13 protein-coding genes are annotated in these 16,601 nt (G+C 52.3%); 9 read left to right on the forward strand and 4 right to left on the reverse strand.

The genetic code is table 11. From position 1 onward, the window contains the following. Nucleotides 1–221: 221 nt before the first annotated feature. Nucleotides 222–1,292, reverse strand: a complete 1,071-nt coding sequence (locus CFI03_RS07055) for a GntR family transcriptional regulator (protein ID WP_116393977.1) — start codon at nucleotides 1,290–1,292, stop codon at nucleotides 222–224. A 147-nt stretch (nucleotides 1,293–1,439) separates the two neighbouring features. Between CFI03_RS07055 and CFI03_RS07060 the strand changes: the two genes are divergently transcribed. From CFI03_RS07060 to CFI03_RS07075, 4 genes are all read left to right on the forward strand, one after another. Continuing rightward, on the forward strand, nucleotides 1,440–2,720 hold the full coding sequence (locus tag CFI03_RS07060; RefSeq protein WP_116393978.1) for an extracellular solute-binding protein: 1,281 nt from the start codon (nucleotides 1,440–1,442) through the stop codon (nucleotides 2,718–2,720). Between the two features lie 121 nt (nucleotides 2,721–2,841). Further along, entirely contained in the window at nucleotides 2,842–3,726 is an 885-nt protein-coding gene (locus CFI03_RS07065) for a carbohydrate ABC transporter permease (RefSeq protein ID WP_116393979.1), read from the forward strand. Between the two features lie 2 nt (nucleotides 3,727–3,728). After that, on the forward strand, nucleotides 3,729–4,571 hold the full coding sequence (locus CFI03_RS07070; protein ID WP_116393980.1) for a carbohydrate ABC transporter permease: 843 nt from the start codon (nucleotides 3,729–3,731) through the stop codon (nucleotides 4,569–4,571). A gap of 30 nt (nucleotides 4,572–4,601) precedes the next feature. Further along, nucleotides 4,602–5,576 (forward strand): glycoside hydrolase family 43 protein, encoded by a 975-nt coding sequence (locus CFI03_RS07075; RefSeq protein ID WP_205411929.1) that lies wholly within the window; start codon nucleotides 4,602–4,604, stop codon nucleotides 5,574–5,576. Nucleotides 5,577–5,637: 61 nt separating this feature from the next. Here the strand turns inward: CFI03_RS07075 and CFI03_RS07080 are convergent, their stop codons facing one another. The 3 genes from CFI03_RS07080 to CFI03_RS07090 all read right to left on the reverse strand — a co-directional run bounded on the left by CFI03_RS07080 (nucleotide 5,638) and on the right by CFI03_RS07090 (nucleotide 10,855). After that, nucleotides 5,638–7,344, reverse strand: coding sequence for a type 2 periplasmic-binding domain-containing protein (locus tag CFI03_RS07080; RefSeq protein ID WP_116393981.1), 1,707 nt, complete (start codon nucleotides 7,342–7,344; stop codon nucleotides 5,638–5,640). Nucleotides 7,345–7,462: 118 nt separating this feature from the next. Further along, the gene (locus CFI03_RS07085) at nucleotides 7,463–9,070 is read right to left on the reverse strand and encodes a response regulator transcription factor (protein ID WP_116393982.1); all 1,608 of its coding nucleotides are present in this window, start codon (nucleotides 9,068–9,070) and stop codon (nucleotides 7,463–7,465) included. A gap of 36 nt (nucleotides 9,071–9,106) precedes the next feature. Then, nucleotides 9,107–10,855 carry a histidine kinase gene (locus tag CFI03_RS07090; RefSeq protein WP_116393983.1) on the reverse strand — a complete coding sequence of 583 codons (1,749 nt, stop codon included), beginning with the start codon at nucleotides 10,853–10,855 and terminating at the stop codon, nucleotides 9,107–9,109. A 157-nt stretch (nucleotides 10,856–11,012) separates the two neighbouring features. Here CFI03_RS07090 and CFI03_RS07095 point away from each other — a divergent pair, with 157 nt between their 5' ends. The 5 genes from CFI03_RS07095 to CFI03_RS07115 all read left to right on the forward strand — a co-directional run bounded on the left by CFI03_RS07095 (nucleotide 11,013) and on the right by CFI03_RS07115 (nucleotide 16,351). After that, nucleotides 11,013–11,960, forward strand: coding sequence for an ABC transporter permease (locus CFI03_RS07095; protein ID WP_116393984.1), 948 nt, complete (start codon nucleotides 11,013–11,015; stop codon nucleotides 11,958–11,960). An 18-nt stretch (nucleotides 11,961–11,978) separates the two neighbouring features. Next, the gene (locus CFI03_RS07100; RefSeq protein WP_116393985.1) at nucleotides 11,979–12,851 is read left to right on the forward strand and encodes a carbohydrate ABC transporter permease; all 873 of its coding nucleotides are present in this window, start codon (nucleotides 11,979–11,981) and stop codon (nucleotides 12,849–12,851) included. Nucleotides 12,852–13,085: 234 nt separating this feature from the next. After that, nucleotides 13,086–14,090: an iron-hydroxamate ABC transporter substrate-binding protein gene (locus CFI03_RS07105; RefSeq protein ID WP_248756969.1), complete on the forward strand. Its 1,005-nt coding sequence runs from the start codon at nucleotides 13,086–13,088 to the stop codon at nucleotides 14,088–14,090. A 146-nt stretch (nucleotides 14,091–14,236) separates the two neighbouring features. Further along, on the forward strand, nucleotides 14,237–15,313 hold the full coding sequence (locus CFI03_RS07110; protein ID WP_248756971.1) for a FecCD family ABC transporter permease: 1,077 nt from the start codon (nucleotides 14,237–14,239) through the stop codon (nucleotides 15,311–15,313). A gap of 3 nt (nucleotides 15,314–15,316) precedes the next feature. Continuing rightward, entirely contained in the window at nucleotides 15,317–16,351 is a 1,035-nt protein-coding gene (locus CFI03_RS07115; RefSeq protein WP_116393986.1) for a FecCD family ABC transporter permease, read from the forward strand. Nucleotides 16,352–16,601: the final 250 nt, after the last annotated feature.

Consider the following 16,601-nt stretch of genomic DNA (forward strand, 5'->3'; position numbering starts at 1 on the left):
TCCCTACTACACAAACTTCTTGACGCTACCCTCTACCAGCATCTTAACGATGTCGCACATCGTTAAGCCAGCCACAAATGCCAATAATGGGCCCGAAACGGGCAAAGTTAGCATCCTTAACGATGCGCCGCATCGTTAAGCTCCCGAATAGGCACTCTGCCAGCCTCTTAACGATACGCGGCATCGTTAAGCCGCCGCCTAGCCAGCGCCACCCACGCCTCTCACGGATACACCAGCTGCACCGGCACAACGATATGCCGCGGGTCGTAGGTATGCCCGATTTGGTCCTGCAGCAGCATAACCGCGGAGCGGGCGAGCTCCTGCTCGTCCTGCTGGACGTAAGGGACATTCGGGATGTCCGGATTGTCGAAGGAGAAGAGCTCGACCTCGGTGCGCCGCTTGATCAGCTGGAGCGACTGCCAGGTCAGGCCGGCAATTTCCTCGGTAAGGGTGAAGGCAGCCGTGATAGTCGGATGCGACTTCAGGAAGTCCGTTACATAATCCAGAGCCCTCTCGCTGCGCAGCACATCCAGCGGAACATGGCACCAGAGGCTTTTGTCGATGGATTCGCCTTGATCGATATAGGCTTTCTCGAAGCCTGTTGTCCGGTCTTCGATGGTCGTATTGGCGTTCTCCGGCGAGATCAGCGCGATCTGCCGATGCCCCTTGGATAACAAATGCGTGACGGTCCGGTAGGCGCCGCCATCATTATCCGAAGTTATAGTATACGTCTCGATATTGCGAAGGAACCGGTCAATAAACACAAAGGGGAACTTATCGAGAGACAGCCTCAGAAGGGATTCGTTATATTTCTCGTCTTCGGTCGGAAACACAATAAGCCCCTGAACGCCGGCATCGACCAAAGCGGTAATCGCTCTGGATTCCTCTGCCGCGTGCTCACGGGTAATGCTCAGAATCATTTGGAAGCCTGCTTCCTTCAAATAGAACTCTATATAATCAACGAGCTTCTGGATAACGGTTGTTTTCATGGTAGGGATAACGAAGCCAACAAGAGGGACTTGGACAGGTTCAGGTTCAGGCTCGGGAGCAGGCGCCTTCACTTCGACAGGCTTCAAATCCGCCGCAACAAACGTTCCTTTGCCTTGAATACGCGTGACGAGTCCTTCATCCGCTAACTCCGTCAATGCATTCTTAACGGTAATCTTACTGACCTTGAATTCATCCATTAATTCCTGCTCGGAAGGAATGCGGTCGAGCGGCCGGAGCTGCCCGGAGGCAATTCGTTCTTTAATCTCAAGCTGGATTTGCTTGTACAAAGCTGTCTTTTTCATGAAGGCACCTACTCTCAATAAATAAATATGTTTTTATAACCAATTGGATATATAAATAATACTTTACGCCTATTATAATCTAATTGTGAAGCGCTTACAATGGTCAGGTAACAAAAGCTTAACCAATATGTGAGGGGGAAACGTCAAATGAAAAAAGGGATTACGTTAACAGCAACCTTGGCATTGGCACTCATGTTGGTCTTATCCGCTTGCAGCAGTTCCGGGGGGTCCTCGGGTAAAGCAACCAAGGTTGTCTTTTGGACTTTTAATGAACTTCATCAGCAATTTTTCGAGAGTATGGCAGACAAATGGAATACAGCGCATCCGGACGAGAAGATTAAGCTGGTAGCTACGACATTCCCGTACGACGATAACCACAATAAACTGCAGGTTGCGCTGCAATCCGGAAAAGGCGCGCCGGACATGGCCGACATCGAGATCAGCAAAATCGGCAACTTCCTCAAAGGCGAGCCTCAGCTCGTACCGCTCAACGATATCGTAGAACCGAATAAAGACAATCTCGTTATGTCCCGCCTCGACAACTACGCCAAGGACGGACAATACTACGGGATCGACTACCACGTAGGCGCGGAAGTTATTTACTACAATAAAGAAATTCTCGATCAAGCAGGCGTAGATGCCGACAAGATCATCACCTGGGATGATTACGAAGCAGCAGGCAAGCAGGTGCTCGAGAAAACCGGCAAGCCGATGACTACCGTTGAAACAACGGATCAATGGTCGTTCTGGCCGCTGGTCGTGCAGCACGGTTCGGACTTCCTCGATAAAGACGGCAATGTCACGCTTAACGACCAAGCGAATGTGGATGTGCTGACTTATCTGCAGAAGCTTGTAAAAGAAAAGGTAGCCGTTGTAGCGCCGGGCGGCTTCCATCACGCGGAAGAATACTACGGATTTATGAACGGCGGCGGCGCCGCTTCCATCTGGATGCCAATGTGGTACATGGGCCGTTTCACGGACTACATGCCTGACCTGAAAGGCAAAATTATCATCAAACCAATGCCTGTATTCAAACAAGGCGAAATGCGTTCCTCCGGTATGGGCGGCACGGGTACGGTTATTACCAATCAATCGAAGAACCAAGAGCTCGTTAAGAAGTTCCTCGATTTCGCGAAAATATCCAAAGAGGGAAATATCGAAATCTGGAAGCAGCTTGGCTTTGACCCGATCCGCACGGATGCCTGGACGGACCCGGCTATGACCGAGTCGAATAAATACACCGATTACTTCGGCAAAGATATTTTCACGTTCCTCAGCAGCCTCAAGGACGAAATCGCGCCTACGAATATCAAAGAGAAAACGCCTGCCGTATCCGATGTGATCAAGACGAAAGCGATGTTCCAAGCGCTTAACGATCTGAAGGATCCGAAGCAAGTATTGGACGATGCAGCGGCGAGCATTAAGTAGGAGGAAGCTGACAGTCTAGCTGAAAAAACAAGCTTAACCGCTTCGTTGGAGGACCCAATGCCATGCATGGCGGTCCTTCAGCGAAGTGATCCTGATCAGGAAGGAGCGAGTGAGCGTCCGAATGAAAAAGATACTATACAATCAGCGAGTCGCCCCTTATGTTTTTGTGCTGCCGTTTGTGCTTTCGCTTGCGATCTTTTTCGTCTATCCCGTTATATCGACCTTCATTATGAGCTTTCAGGAAGTACTGCCCGGCCAGACCCATTTCATTGGCTTAGACAACTACAGGAATCTCTGGGATGATTCCTTTTATACCGCGCTTTGGAACAGCTCGAAATATACGTTCTGGACAATACTAGTCCTCATTCCGCTGCCTCTCGTGCTTGCCGTGTTCCTTAACTCCAAGCTTATGAAGTGGAGCGCGTTCTTCCGCTCGACCCTGTTCCTGCCGGCTTTGACTTCCGTTGTTGTAGCAGGCATCGTATTCCGGCTCGTATTTGGCTCGCTGGATAATTCCGTTATGAATACGTTCCGCCATGCCTTTGGCTTCGAGACCATTAACTGGCTTGGCAGCAGCGCGTCGGGCATGCTCGTGTTGGTCGTCTTGGCGACCTGGCGTTATCTGGGCATTAACATCATTTACTTTATGTCGGCCTTGCAGTCTATTCCAAGCGAGCTTTACGAATCGGCAAGCATCGACGGGGCGAATACCTGGAACAAATTCTGGCGTATTACGCTGCCGCTGCTCAAACCGATTTCGATCTACGTCATTACGATCAGCATTTACGGCGGGTACTCCATGTTTACGGAAAGCTTCATTCTGTGGAGCGGCAACCACTCGCCAAACGATATTGGCCTGACCATGATTGGATTGCTATACCGCAGCGGGATTGAGAAGAACGAGCTTGGGCTTGGTTCGGCAATCGGGATGATCCTGCTGCTCCTTACGATGGTCCTTAATGTCATTCAGCTTCGTTTATTCGGCTTGTTTAGGAAGGAGGATTGAACGTGAGTACCAAATGGAATCGTCCTCAAACGTGGCTTTTGCTGGCCTTATTCGTTCTATTTGCGGCCTTGTCGGTCTTTCCTTTCTACAGTCTGTTGTTAGCTTCGTTCAAGCCGTCAAAGGAATTGCTTCGCTTCGGTCTGAACATTCGCCTGCAGCCGGAGCTGCTATCCTTCCATAACTATTCGTTTATCTTCTCGAGCGGGGCGGAGAAATACCTGGTCTGGTATAAAAACAGCTTGGTCGTTACCGTCATCTATACCGTCTTCTGCATGCTGCTTTCCTCCATGGTGGGGTACGGGCTGGCGATGTACCGTTTCAGAGGACGCAATATCATCTTCCTGTTTGTCCTTCTGGTTATGATGGTGCCGATAGAGATTATCATGCTGCCGCTGTACAAGCAGATGATCGCGATGAACCTGATCAATACGTTCAGCGGGGTAATCCTTCCGTTTGTCGTATCGCCGCTGCCGATCTTCTTCTTCCGCCAATACGCGGCGGGGCTTCCGAAGGATTTCATGGATGCGGGTAGAATCGACGGCTGCTCGGAATACGGCATTTTCTTCAAAATCTTTGTACCGCTTATGACCCCCGCGTTTGGAGCAATGATTATCGTGCAGGCGCTCGCCAGCTGGAACAGCTTCGTCTGGCCGCTGATCGTCCTGAACTCGGGAGAGAAGCTGACGCTGCCGATCGGCCTGTCCAGTCTCGTAACGCCGTACGGCAACAACTACGATATTCTTATTGCCGGTTCCGTGCTGGCGATTGTGCCGATTATGATCGTCTTTATTTTCTTCCAGCGCTACTTCGTCTCCGGCTTAACCGTGGGCGGCGTTAAAGGCTAATGACAAATACGAATAGAAGCAGGTGACAGGATGGGAGTCCACCAATCGGAAATGAACGGAGTTAAACCATTAATCGAACAAAGAGCGGATCCATTCATTTATAGGCATACGGACGGCTGTTATTATTTCGTTGCTTCCGTCCCGGAATATGACCGCATTGAAATCCGCAAGGCGGATACGGTTCAAGGATTGGCGGATGCCGTGCCTGCCGTTGTTTGGAGAAAGCACGAGACAGGGCTGCTAAGCGCGAATATTTGGGCGCCGGAGCTGCATTTTATCGATGGCAATTGGTATGTCTACTTCGCCGCGGCGCATACTTCGGAGACGAATGAAGGCCTCTTCGACCACCGGATGTTTGTTCTTGAGTGCGGCGATGCCGACCCGCTGGAAGGCGAATGGGTGGAAAAGGGGCAGGTGCGCGCGGCTTGGGAGAGCTTCTCGCTGGATGCCACAACCTTCGAGCATAACGGGGAAAGGTACTACGTCTGGGCGCAGAAGGATCCGGCTATTGAAGGCAACTCCAATCTGTACATTTCGAAAATGAGCAATCCGTGGACGCTCACCGGCAAGCAAACGATGATTTCTATTCCGGATCTGGACTGGGAAAGAATCGGCTTTAAAGTGAATGAGGGGGCAGCCTTTATTCGCAAAGGAGACCGCGTCTTCCTGTCCTATTCCGCAAGCGCAACGGACTTCAACTATTGCATGGGAATTCTGGAAGCATCCGCCGATGCGGATTTGCTTGATGCGGCATCGTGGGACAAATCGCCGGTACCGGTGCTGACAACCGATGAGCTGCTTGGCCTGTATGGACCCGGCCATAATAACTTTACCGTAGCGGAGGACGGCACAACCGCGCTGTTTGTCTTCCACGCCAGAACCTACAAAGAGATCGTTGGCGATCCACTGTACGATCCCAACCGTCACACCTTTGTGACGGAGCTGAAGTGGACCGAAGACGGAAGACCGGATTTCCGGGCATCGGTTGCGGCATTGAACCAATAATAAAAGAAGAAGGACGGCTTCGAGATCATTCTCGAGCCGTCCTTTTTTGCGCTTGCTATTGTTATTGCGATTGCGATACCGACTTGAACCAGTCGTTAACTTCCTTCGTGATCTGATCGCCGCCGTTGGATTTCCAGCTGGAGACGAAGGTATCGAACGCGTCGATCGGAAGCTTGTTGTAAATGATCTTGTTGAACGTCTCCAGCTCGGACTGACGGAGGAGGTTCCATTTGGAGATCATCGTTGGCGTAGCCGCGCCCGTGAAGTAGTTCTGCTTGCGGACGTCAATCTGCGACATAACCACCTTCGCGGCGTACCAGTTCTCCGGTTTGCGGAATTCGAACAGCTGCTTCTCGTAAGGTGTTTCCGGCTTATTGCCTTCCGCCAGCTTCACCAGCGTCTTCATGTACAAGTCCGGAATACGGGCAGGGCCAGTGATGAACTGGAAGTCGTTGTTGAAGTCCTTGATCTTCGATTGGTCGCTTGTTGGTTCCCCGTCGACGACATCCCAGTCGTAGCCTTTGGCGAAGCCGTATTCGTATTCGCTGCCAACGGCCGGGTTCGCGAGATTATCCAGCAAGTAGTTGTAATAAAGAATGATGGCTTCCGGATGCTCGGCGTTTTTGTTAATCATAAAGCTGCTGTTAACGCCGGAGTTTTGCCATTTCGTGCCGATCTTGCCGTCCGGTCCAGCCGGAACCGGATAAGCTTTGTATTTGGCGCCTTTTACGTTCTTCAGAAGGTCGGGAGCCGGCCAGTCCGGAACCCAGTTCGCGCCAGGCAGGACGCCAGCGTTGCCTTTGGTCCAGATTTCGGCGGACTTGCCTTCATCCCAGAGGGCAGCGTCCGGATGAATGTAGCCTTTTTGCATCCATTCCTGCATTTTCGCGAGCGCTTGTTTTGCGCCCGGATTTACGGAGCCATATTCCAGGTTGCCGCTGGCATCCTTGTTCCATTGCTCCTCAATCGTGCCGTAAGCGCCGAATAGCCAATCCAGGCCGCCCATCCATGTATTCGTGTTGTTCTTAAGCGAGACGGCGAGAGGATAAACATCCTTTGCAGCCAGGCCGTCCGGGTTCTCGTTCTTGAACTTATCCAAAATGTTCTCGAGATCCGCGATCGTTTTCGGAGCTTGCAGGTTCAGCTTCTCCATCCAGTCCTCGCGCAGCCAGAGCACGGTATCGTCGTTATCGGTGTATTCCATAATAGGCAGGTTCCACTTCTTGCCGTCCTTGGTGAACGGGTACCACAGCTCCGGATGCTTGGCGGCGTGGTCTTTCCAGGTTTGGTTCGCGTACTTGTCGAACAGCTCGTCGATCGGCATAAATTCGCCGGAATCGATCAACTGGTTGGTCAGAACCGGATCGGTTGGCACCATAAGGAAGTCGGGCAGCTTCTCTCCGGAAGTCAGGGCAAGCTGAAGCTGCTGCTTGTATTGGTCGCTGCCTGCCGGGAACCAGGTATCCTTGCTCAGCTTGATGCCAAGCTTCTCCTCCATAAAGCGGGTGTGAACGTTGTCTTCCTTGGTCTCGCCCTCTCTATACTTCTTCGGCATAAGAATCGTACTGATCTCGATTGGCGGGTCGTATTTGCCTGCCGCGAAAGCCTTGTCGGCAGCGGATTGCTCCTCGGATGCCGATGCGGAAGGACTTGCGCCGTCGTTAGCGGAAGGACTTGCATTGTTTCCGCCGTTATTATTCGAGCAGCCAGCCAGAACGACGAGCGACATGGCAGCAGGTACGAGCCATTTTTTGTTGAATTTGCTCATTTATCTATCCCCCAACGTTGTTTGGTGTCTTCATGTGTAACTCTATCAAGAGTTCGGGGACGGCATCTATATGGCGATATTAGTTTTCGTAGGAATCTCTTAGGCTGCTCAAGCAAAATCAACGTCCATCCCGGTATTCCTGCGGAGTGACATCGAATTGCCGCTTGAACACCTTGATAAAGTAAGCGGGATCCAGGTAGCCGATGTCGGCGCTGATTTCGTAAATCTTCTTGTCGGTCGCCTTCAGCAGGTGGCAGGCGCGTTCCATCCGAACGGAGGCTACGTAGTCGCTGATTCCTTCACCGGTCTCCAGTTTATAAATTTTCGACAGGTGAGTAGGGTGCAGGTTAACGTAATCCGCCAGCGCGCGCAGCGATACGTCGAGATGGAGATGCTTATCCACGTAATCCCTGATCTTCTGAACGTATTGGGAGCGGGCGTTTTTTGCGTCGTGAGCCGTTCCTTCGCGCAGCTTCGTTAGAGCGTTAAGCGACCACTTCCGCAGCTTGCCGATCGAAGCGAAGGCTTCTCCGCTTTGCAGCAGCTCCATGTCCGGCCCGATCAAATCCGCCAAGGTGTGGCCGCTGCGATGGGCAAGATGCATGAAGGCGGAGCTGATCGTATAGCCCATCTCGAGGCAGTGCTCCCATGACTCGGAGCCTTTGTCCTCCAGCTCGTCGAACGCTGCGGCCAGCTTGTCTGCCGCAGCATCCCAGCGGCCGGCCTCCGCAAGGTTGAGGAGCCCGGGATGACCGTGAATGACATCCAGCGCGCCGAAAGCAGCCGTTTTCTTCGTACCGTCCACCTTCATGACGAATTCCTGCTCATCCCCAACGATTTGCCGGAAGTAGGAGACAGCTTGCCGGTATTGCTCCGGCAGCTCTTCCGGGAAGAGGAACGCATCCGTCACCACGATGGAGACGGCGCCCTTCAGGAACTGCTTCACCTTGGCCTGTATCTGCATGGCGAGCTTCTCGAGCAGGATGTCGGGCCGATCTACCGCAGGATGCTCCTTGGCTTGCAGCAGAAAGGCCAGGTATCCGTGCTCTTCCTTAACGCTCCACACGCCCATGAATTCCTGGAGAATCTCTTCCGCGATATTCATAATGGCGTATTCCACAAGATGCTGCCCGTTGCCCCGGTATTGGCCGAATTCGTCCTCCAGACGCACGAGCGCCAGCGCGCAGGAACCGCTCCGGAAGGGCAAGCCGTACATGTCCAGCTTCCGGATCCATTCCTCTTCCGCTATGCGTTCCCCCCGGAAGGCGCCTAGAAGCAGCTGCCCTCTAAGAAGCGGAAGGTTCTCGCGCAGGGCGAACTGCGTTCTTTCCTGAGAGCTGATGTTTTCCCATTCCGCCTTCAGCTGATCGATCGCGGTTTGCGCGGCGCCAAGCAGCTCCTCGTTGGTCGGCGGCTTCAGCAAGTAGTCTACGGCATGGTGCCGAAGCGCCTCCTTGGCGTATTCGAAGTCGGCATGGCCGGACAGGATGATGCACTTGATTCGCTTGTCCTGCTCCCGAATCTGTTCGATAAGCTCGATTCCGGTCATCTCCGGCATAAGCACGTCCGAGATGACGATATCGATCGGATTCGTGCCGATGATTTGCAGCGCTTCGCGGGCGGAGTAGGCGCGGTGGACCTGCTCGATCCCAAGCGTATGCCAAGGCTTGTGCATGGACAGGTTCTCAACCCAGTGGGCTTCGTCGTCTACGATTAACAATTGCATGGAAGAGCCTCCTTGTATGTGTGCTGCGAATGGGGATTATGAAGCTTCCTTAGGAATCTCCCATACGATCTCGGTCCGGAAGCCGCCAAGCTCGGATGAGGAGAAGGACAGGGAGGAGCGGGGGCCAAAGCAATGGATAATCCGCTGATTGGTGTTCCAAAGCCCGTACCCCATATCGTCCTGCATGGGACCTCTCATTTTTTGATTCATGAGCTCCAGCTTCTCCTCATCCAGGCCGGGTCCGTCGTCATCGACGAAGATTCGCCAGAAGCCGCCGTCGATCCGTCCGGCAACGCGGATCTCCCCCGAGGAGTAGGATTTGCTTACCCCGTGAATAACGGCGTTCTCCACCAAGGGCTGCAGCATCAGTCTCGGTACCTGTTGTCCCCGCATTTCTTCCGGAATGTCGATGGAATAATGAATCCGGCCGTTTCGCATTTTTTGAATATCCAAGTAGTTGACGATCAGCTGAATTTCGTCCTGAAGGCTGGATACCGGCTTCTCCATCCTGGTGATGTAACGATAATACGCGCTAAGGCTGTAACCCATCTTGACGACGGCCTCTTCGTCCTTCATCTGCGCCATATTGATCATGTATCCCAGACAGTTATATAAAAAATGGGGATTGATCTGCGCCTGAAGCTGTTTCATCGTTGCTTCCTGAGCGATCAGCCGCTCCTTCAGCACGTTGTCGATCAACGTCTCGATCTGCGCCGACATATCGTTGAACCGATAGAACAGGAAGGTGAATTCGCTGTTCGCCTTGGCAAAGATGCGAGCCGAGAAATCGCCGAGCTGGACCTTCTTGAGGCCGCGGATCAGCTTCAGGATCGGGCGCTGCACGTCCCGGTAGAGCACGATCGAGAAGAAAGCTCCGATAACGAGCAACAGGGCCATAGCCAGGTAAAACAGATTACGGCTGGACGAGATCGGGCCGAGAATTTGGTCGAGAGGCACGGGATCAACGAGATACCACTCCAGCTGCGGCGACTTCACCAGGCTGACGAGATAGCTTTGCCCGTTCAGCTTGATCGTCTTCTGCATCGTATCCTCCAGCTTCTGGCCGTCCAAGTAACGGGTCAGCTCCTCCGCAAGCTCCGGGGAGGCGCTTCGGTTCAGAATCGGCTTCTGGCCCGGGGCGTAGAAGAGGGGATCGCCTTGCCCGCCTTCCTTGTACGTATCCAGCATATTCTGGATGTTCGAGGCGCCAAAGCTGGCTCCCACGACCAGATTGCTGCCCGTAAGCTTCTGCTGGCCAAGCGAGTCGGCGTAATACCAGCGGAACGCCATTCCTTCGGTACCCGTCGCTCCTTCGCCATAGGTCCAATTCTTCGAAATATTGCGCTTTAAATATTCCTCGTCGTACGCAACGCTTGTGCTGGAATTTGAGAGCGCTTCCTTATGCAGCTGCGAATATACCGTGAATTCGACCGGCCAGATATTGACGACGCCGGACTGAAGCGCCATTTTCTCCAGCACCATATATCTCGTCTGCATCCAATCATAGTTATCGTCCCAGATGTTAAGCCCGTTGTACTTCTGTACGTTGGGATCCTTCGAGAAGGTGAACACGAAATCCATCGTCTGGTTGATTCGGGATTCAATCTGGCTGGACAGGAAGCTCAGCTGCTTAATGTTCGAGTTGCGGATCTCCTTGCCGATGACGCCGGTGGCGACGTTATTGGAATAAGCGAATAAAATGCCGATCGGTATAAACAGCAGAATAATAAGCCCCAAGTACTTGACGAACAGGCTGATCTGCAATGGCTGTCTCGTTTTTTTCATCGTTTCCGTTCCCCCCGGAGATATGCCTAACAAAACCCTATCGATCCTAACAATGTCCTATAGTGGGACGATGCGCTTGATTGCTACGATAGCTAAGCAAGGATTTGCTCCATTATACCAGTTAACGATTTTTAGAAAATAGATAGGAGAGAGTGCCATGGAAAATACAACAAACAATCTCGAATTATCGACACCGCCGAAAGCCGGCAAAAGACGACGCTACAAGCAGCCATGGATTCTCCACTTCATGGTGCTGCCGGCCGTTCTGCTGTCGTTTGTCTTCTCCTACATCCCGATGTCGGGTGTCGTGATGGCCTTTCAGGATTATAAGGCACGGCTTGGCTTCCTTCATTCGCCATGGGTGGGATTCAAGCATTTCCATTACATGTTCTCCAACGATTACTTTGTGAAAATCATCGGGAATACGCTGCTGTTCGCCAGTTCCAAAATCGTCCTGAACCTCATCATCCCGTTCGCCTTCGCGCTTCTGCTCAACGAAGTCCGCAACATGGGACTAAAGCGTTCCGTTCAGACACTGGTGTACCTGCCTCACTTTCTGTCCTGGGTTACGCTGTCGGGCATACTGATCGACGTGCTGGGACAGACCGGTATCGTCAATCAGTTCCTGACAAGCGTTTTTGGCATTCAGCCGATCTTCTTTCTCGGGGACGGCAGCTGGTTCCGGATAACGATCGTCGTAAGCGACGTCTGGAAGGAATTCGGCTTCAACACCATCGTCTTCCTGGCTGCGCTCTCTGGGATTAATCCGGCCCTTTACGAAGCGGCGGAGGTGGACGGGGCGACCCGCTGGAAGCAGACGATGCACATTACGCTTCCGTCACTCCTTCCAATGCTGATCGTAGTCGCAACGCTGGCTATGGGCAACGTGCTGAACGCCAACTTTGACCAGGTGTTTAACCTGTACAGTCCGATGATCTATCAGCAGGGCGACATCATCGACACGTTTGTTTACCGTGAAGGCCTGTTAAGCGGTCAGTTCAGCTTCGCGACGGCGGTTGGTCTGTTCAAGTCGGTCATCAGTCTGGTTCTGATCGTGATCTCGTACCGGATTGCCTACAAATTCGCCGGTTACCGGATTTTCTAGGAAAGGGGAGGGGAACCCATGTATCACAAAACGATACCCTACCGCGTATTCAGTGCTTTAAATAACGTCATTCTGCTCGTCATCGGGATCCTGTGCCTGCTGCCCATGTTCCATTTGCTCATGGTTTCCTTAAGCTCCAGCGCCGCCGCGAACGGAGGCTTGGTCACGTTCTGGCCGAAAGGCTTCACCTTCGAGGCGTATGCCAAGACGTTCGACAACAAGAACTTTCTTACCGCGCTATGGGTAGCCATCGAGCGGACCTTGCTCGGCACGGCGCTTGGCCTGTTCGTAAACGCGATTGCGGCTTATGCACTGTCCAAGGACACCAGGGTATTCCGCGCGAGAAACATGTACCTGTGGTACTTCGTCATTACGATGCTGTTCAGCGGCGGCCTCATTCCAAGCTACATTCTTATCCTGAAGCTGCATCTGATCAATAACCTCATGGCGCTTATCCTGCCAGGTCTCGTTGCGGCTTACAATATGATTCTGCTCTTGAACTTTTTCCGCACGGTGCCCAAGGAGCTGGAGGAAGCGGCGTTTATGGACGGCTCGGGCCATCTTCGGAGCTTCTTCTCCATCTATCTGCCGATCTCGCTGCCTTCGCTTGCGACGGTAGGGCTGTTCACCATGGTGGGTCACTGGAACGCATACTTCGATGGCTTGATCTATATGAAGGACGCGGCCAAGCTTCCGCTCGCGAGCTTTATGCAGACGCTTATCGTGCAGTCGGACATGACGTCATTCGACGCAGCGGCTATCGCGAACATGTCGCAGCGGACGCTCCGCGCTTCGCAGATCTTCATCGGCGCTTTGCCGATTCTGATTGTATATCCGTTTCTCCAGCGCTTCTTCGTAAAAGGCGTCGTCATCGGCGCCGTGAAGGAATAGACCGGAACTTCATACCGCAACAAAGTCAACCTCTGAACGCGGCCGCTCTTCTCGAGTGGCTCCGATTAGAGGTTTTTTGTCAACAAACGCAACATTTATGAAAGGAGCACCAAATACGGATCGTGTTTGCGTTTCTTCCTATAATTAAGGATTGACTTTGATAATGAGAATTGTTATCATCACTTTAGTCAATTAACGAGATTACAGCGTAACAGCTTATAGGGGGACGTATTTGTGTTCGGTAAAGGGAAGAAGCTAGTTATTGTACTTCTGAGTGTAATGTCTCTTTCGCTTGTCCTTGCGGCATGCGGAGGGAATAAAGAAAATAACGGTAATGCGAATAACGCGGTAACGGAAAGCGCATCGCCGACGCCTGCGGCGACGGAGACGGCAGCGGCACCAACGGAGCAGAAGCTGACGGACGGCATGGGCCACGAGGTTACGATTCCGGCTAATCCGCAGCGGATTATCGCTTCCTACCTGGAAGATTACCTGGTCGCTCTTGGCGTGAAGCCGGTTGCGCAATGGAGCGTAGCAAACGGTATTCAAGAATACCTGCAAGGCGATTTAAAGGATATTCCGACAATTGCTTATGATCTTCCATTCGAAGCCGTAACAAGCTTTACTCCGGATTTACTGATCCTTGGCTCGAACAGCACGGTTGACGGCGGCAAATACGATCAATACGCGAAGATTGCCCCAACCTTTGTTCTGGGCGATGAAGTGAATAACGATTGGCGCAAAGCGCTTCTGAAAATCGGTGAAGTGCTGCAGAAGAAAGATCAAGCTCAAAAGGTGCTTGACGATTACAATGCGAAAGCGGCAGATGCGAAAACAAAGCTTCAGGCAGCTATTCCTGACCAATCGGTTGCGGCAATCTGGCTTGTAGGAAACAAATTCTATGTGGTTAGCGATAAACTTTCGAGCGGCACGGTTCTTTATAACGACCTTGGCCTGAAAGTTCCGAATGTCGTGAAAGAAATTTCCGCTTCCGGAACGGGCAGCTGGAATGAAATCTCCCTTGAGAAGCTTGCCGATCTGGACGCTGACCATCTGATTCTGGTCAACAGTGACAAAGAAACCGGCTCTGAAGCGTTGAAAGATCCGATCTGGCAATCCATTCCGGCTGTTAAGAACGGTCATGTGTATGAATATGACAGGACGTCCAGCTGGCTGTACTATGGCCCGGTGGCAAGCTCGCAAATGATTGATAATGTTTTGAAAGATCTCGTGAAATAATGAAATACGGGGTAGTAGGGATTAGAGGGAGCTGCTGCTCCCTTTTTTGCCGTTCTGAACGGTATTTCGCCTTGCGTTAGTAAAGAGAGTATAATTTGCTCTATACAGTACTTATATTAATTCAGTTGGAGCGGAGATAAGACGATATGGCTGAGAACTCTAGGCTACATAACTCTCAATTGGAATCCGAACCCGCGTTGGCGGGCCCGGAGGTTGAACGGCTGTATTCCAGGCCGATTACTGCGATTCTCATCATTCTCGGCGGTCTTGTTGCGCTGATTCTGGCGCTGGTTCTGTCGGTTTCCTTTGGCGCGATGGACATCAAATTTTTGATGGTATGGGATGCCGTTTTTCATTTTAATCCGGATTTGAAGGAGCATCAGGTTATTCACGAGCTGCGCTTGCCGCGGGTACTAGGTTGTATGCTGGTAGGCAGCGCTTTTGCGGTTGCGGGCGCAATTATGCAAGGCATGACGCGTAACCCGCTTGCCGATTCCGGTCTGCTTGGCCTGAACTCCGGCGCCGGCTTTGCGCTTGCTTTATGCTTTGCTTTTGCTCCGGGTCTTTCTTATTCCTACATTATGATGTTCTCTTTCCTTGGCGCGGCAGTCAGCACTATTGTTGTCGTTGTTCTTGGGGCATCCGTACGCGGAGGGCTGACGCCAATGCGAATGGTGCTTGCGGGCGTAACGCTGTCCGCCTTGTTAACCGCATTAAGCGAAGGGATTGCGCTGTACTTCCGCATTGGCCAGGAGCTTGCCTTCTGGTATGCCGGAGGGGTTGCAGGTATCCGCTGGGAGCAGCTGAAAGTTATGTCTCCGTGGGTAGGCGTTGCGCTTTTCGCGGCAATGATGCTGTCCCGTTCCGTTACGATGCTGAGTCTAGGCGAAGAAGTGTCCAAGGGGCTTGGCCTGCGGACGGGACCCGTTAAGCTGGCAGGCGTTATCATCGTGATCATGCTGGCGGGTTCGGCGGTATCGGTGGCAGGGGCGGTATCTTTTATCGGCCTTCTTGTTCCTCATGTGGCCCGCAAGCTTGTAGGCGTGGATTACAAATGGATTATTCCAACCTCGGCCGTGCTTGGCGCTTTGCTTGTTGTGCTTGCGGATTTGGCTGCCAGAACGGTCCATCCTCCATATGAGACACCTATTGGCACAATGATTGCGCTGATTGGCGTTCCATTCTTCCTGTACCTTGCCAACAAGGAAAGGAGGGAGCTGTAAGCGATGAAAGGGACGATGATTTCCTTAGCCGAAGTACGCAGAAAACGGCGCAATACTCTTGTTATTTCCGTCATGTTAATCGGTATTCTTGCAGCTTTTCTAATAAGCATGAACACCGGGGTTATCCGGATGTCGCCTCTTGACGTGGTCAAGACGCTCTTTGGCTTCGGAACCGCCCGTCAGCATCTGGTGCTGTTTGATTTCCGACTGCCTCGTATTATCATTTCCATTCTGATCGGCATGGGGCTGGCCGTATCCGGCGCCGTTCTTCAGGCGCTGACCCGAAATGCGCTGGCTGATCCCGGCATTATCGGAATTAACTCCGGCGCGGGCATGGTTATTCTGCTCTATGTCGCGTTTTATTCTTCCCCGACAGCAGCGCCGGCGTATTTGCTGCCGATTCTCGCTTGGTTGGGAGGCGGCGTTGCCGCATTGCTGGTCTTTATTATCTCTTACCGCAAACATAAGGGACTGTCCTCCAACCGGCTTGTGCTGAACGGCGTAGCGATAAGCTCTGGCTTCTCGGCGGTGACGATTCTGGTCTCCTTGCGGATTAATCCGGAGCAGTATCAATTCGTATCGACATGGCTAGCGGGGAGCATCTGGAGCAAGGACTGGAGCTACGTAACGGCATTGCTGCCATTTATCGTAGTATTGCTGCCTTTCGTTTATTTCAAGTCGCAAACGATTAATGTCCTTAACTTTGGCGCGCCGCTCGCGACGGGTCTGGGGGCAGCCGTTGCCAAGCAGCAGATCTGGCTTCTGGCCGCTGCCGTTGGCCTGGCAAGCTCGTGCGTAGCGGTCAGCGGCAGTATCGGCTTTGTTGGGCTGATCGCGCCGCATTTGGCCCGAAGGCTGGTCGGGCAGCGCTATCAGATCCTGCTTCCCGCCACGGCGCTTACCGGAGGACTGCTTGTCCTTGTAGCCGATACGCTTGGCAGATGGATTCTGCAGCCGTCGGAGATCCCGACAGGTATCGTTGTTGCGGTTATTGGAGCTCCATATTTCCTCTACTTGATGTTCCGGACAAAAGGATAAGCGTGCTCGAAAATGGCGGATGCCGTATTCCCGTGCGTATAGGCAAAGAGGCAGTTACCAAAAGCCATATCATTGGCTTAGGCAACTGCCTCTTTTTCGTATTAGCTAACGAAACGTCATATTCTTATTTTGCCGATTTCGTCCTCTTATGAAATCTAACGAAACCTGGTATCGTTATTTGCCTGTTTAAGCTGCCTTGCGAGGCAGTTTCGTGAAAATAGCGTGTCTACGTTTCGTTAGAAACTCGTAA

Source organism: Paenibacillus sp. ATY16 (assembly GCF_003399985.2).
Taxonomy (GTDB): Bacteria; Bacillota; Bacilli; order Paenibacillales; family Paenibacillaceae; genus Pristimantibacillus; species Pristimantibacillus glycanilyticus.

Coding starts and splice junctions, on each gene's coding strand:
- CFI03_RS07080 (WP_116393981.1), bottom strand. CDS start 7,344: ATGAGCAAATTCAACAAAAAATGGCTCGTACCTGCTGCCATGTCGCTC.
- CFI03_RS07055 (WP_116393977.1), bottom strand. CDS start 1,292: ATGAAAAAGACAGCTTTGTACAAGCAAATCCAGCTTGAGATTAAAGAA.
- CFI03_RS07100 (WP_116393985.1), top strand. CDS start 11,979: ATGTATCACAAAACGATACCCTACCGCGTATTCAGTGCTTTAAATAAC.
- CFI03_RS07115 (WP_116393986.1), top strand. CDS start 15,317: ATGAAAGGGACGATGATTTCCTTAGCCGAAGTACGCAGAAAACGGCGC.
- CFI03_RS07075 (WP_205411929.1), top strand. CDS start 4,602: ATGGGAGTCCACCAATCGGAAATGAACGGAGTTAAACCATTAATCGAA.
- CFI03_RS07090 (WP_116393983.1), bottom strand. CDS start 10,855: ATGAAAAAAACGAGACAGCCATTGCAGATCAGCCTGTTCGTCAAGTAC.
- CFI03_RS07110 (WP_248756971.1), top strand. CDS start 14,237: ATGGCTGAGAACTCTAGGCTACATAACTCTCAATTGGAATCCGAACCC.
- CFI03_RS07085 (WP_116393982.1), bottom strand. CDS start 9,070: ATGCAATTGTTAATCGTAGACGACGAAGCCCACTGGGTTGAGAACCTG.
- CFI03_RS07065 (WP_116393979.1), top strand. CDS start 2,842: ATGAAAAAGATACTATACAATCAGCGAGTCGCCCCTTATGTTTTTGTG.
- CFI03_RS07095 (WP_116393984.1), top strand. CDS start 11,013: ATGGAAAATACAACAAACAATCTCGAATTATCGACACCGCCGAAAGCC.
- CFI03_RS07060 (WP_116393978.1), top strand. CDS start 1,440: ATGAAAAAAGGGATTACGTTAACAGCAACCTTGGCATTGGCACTCATG.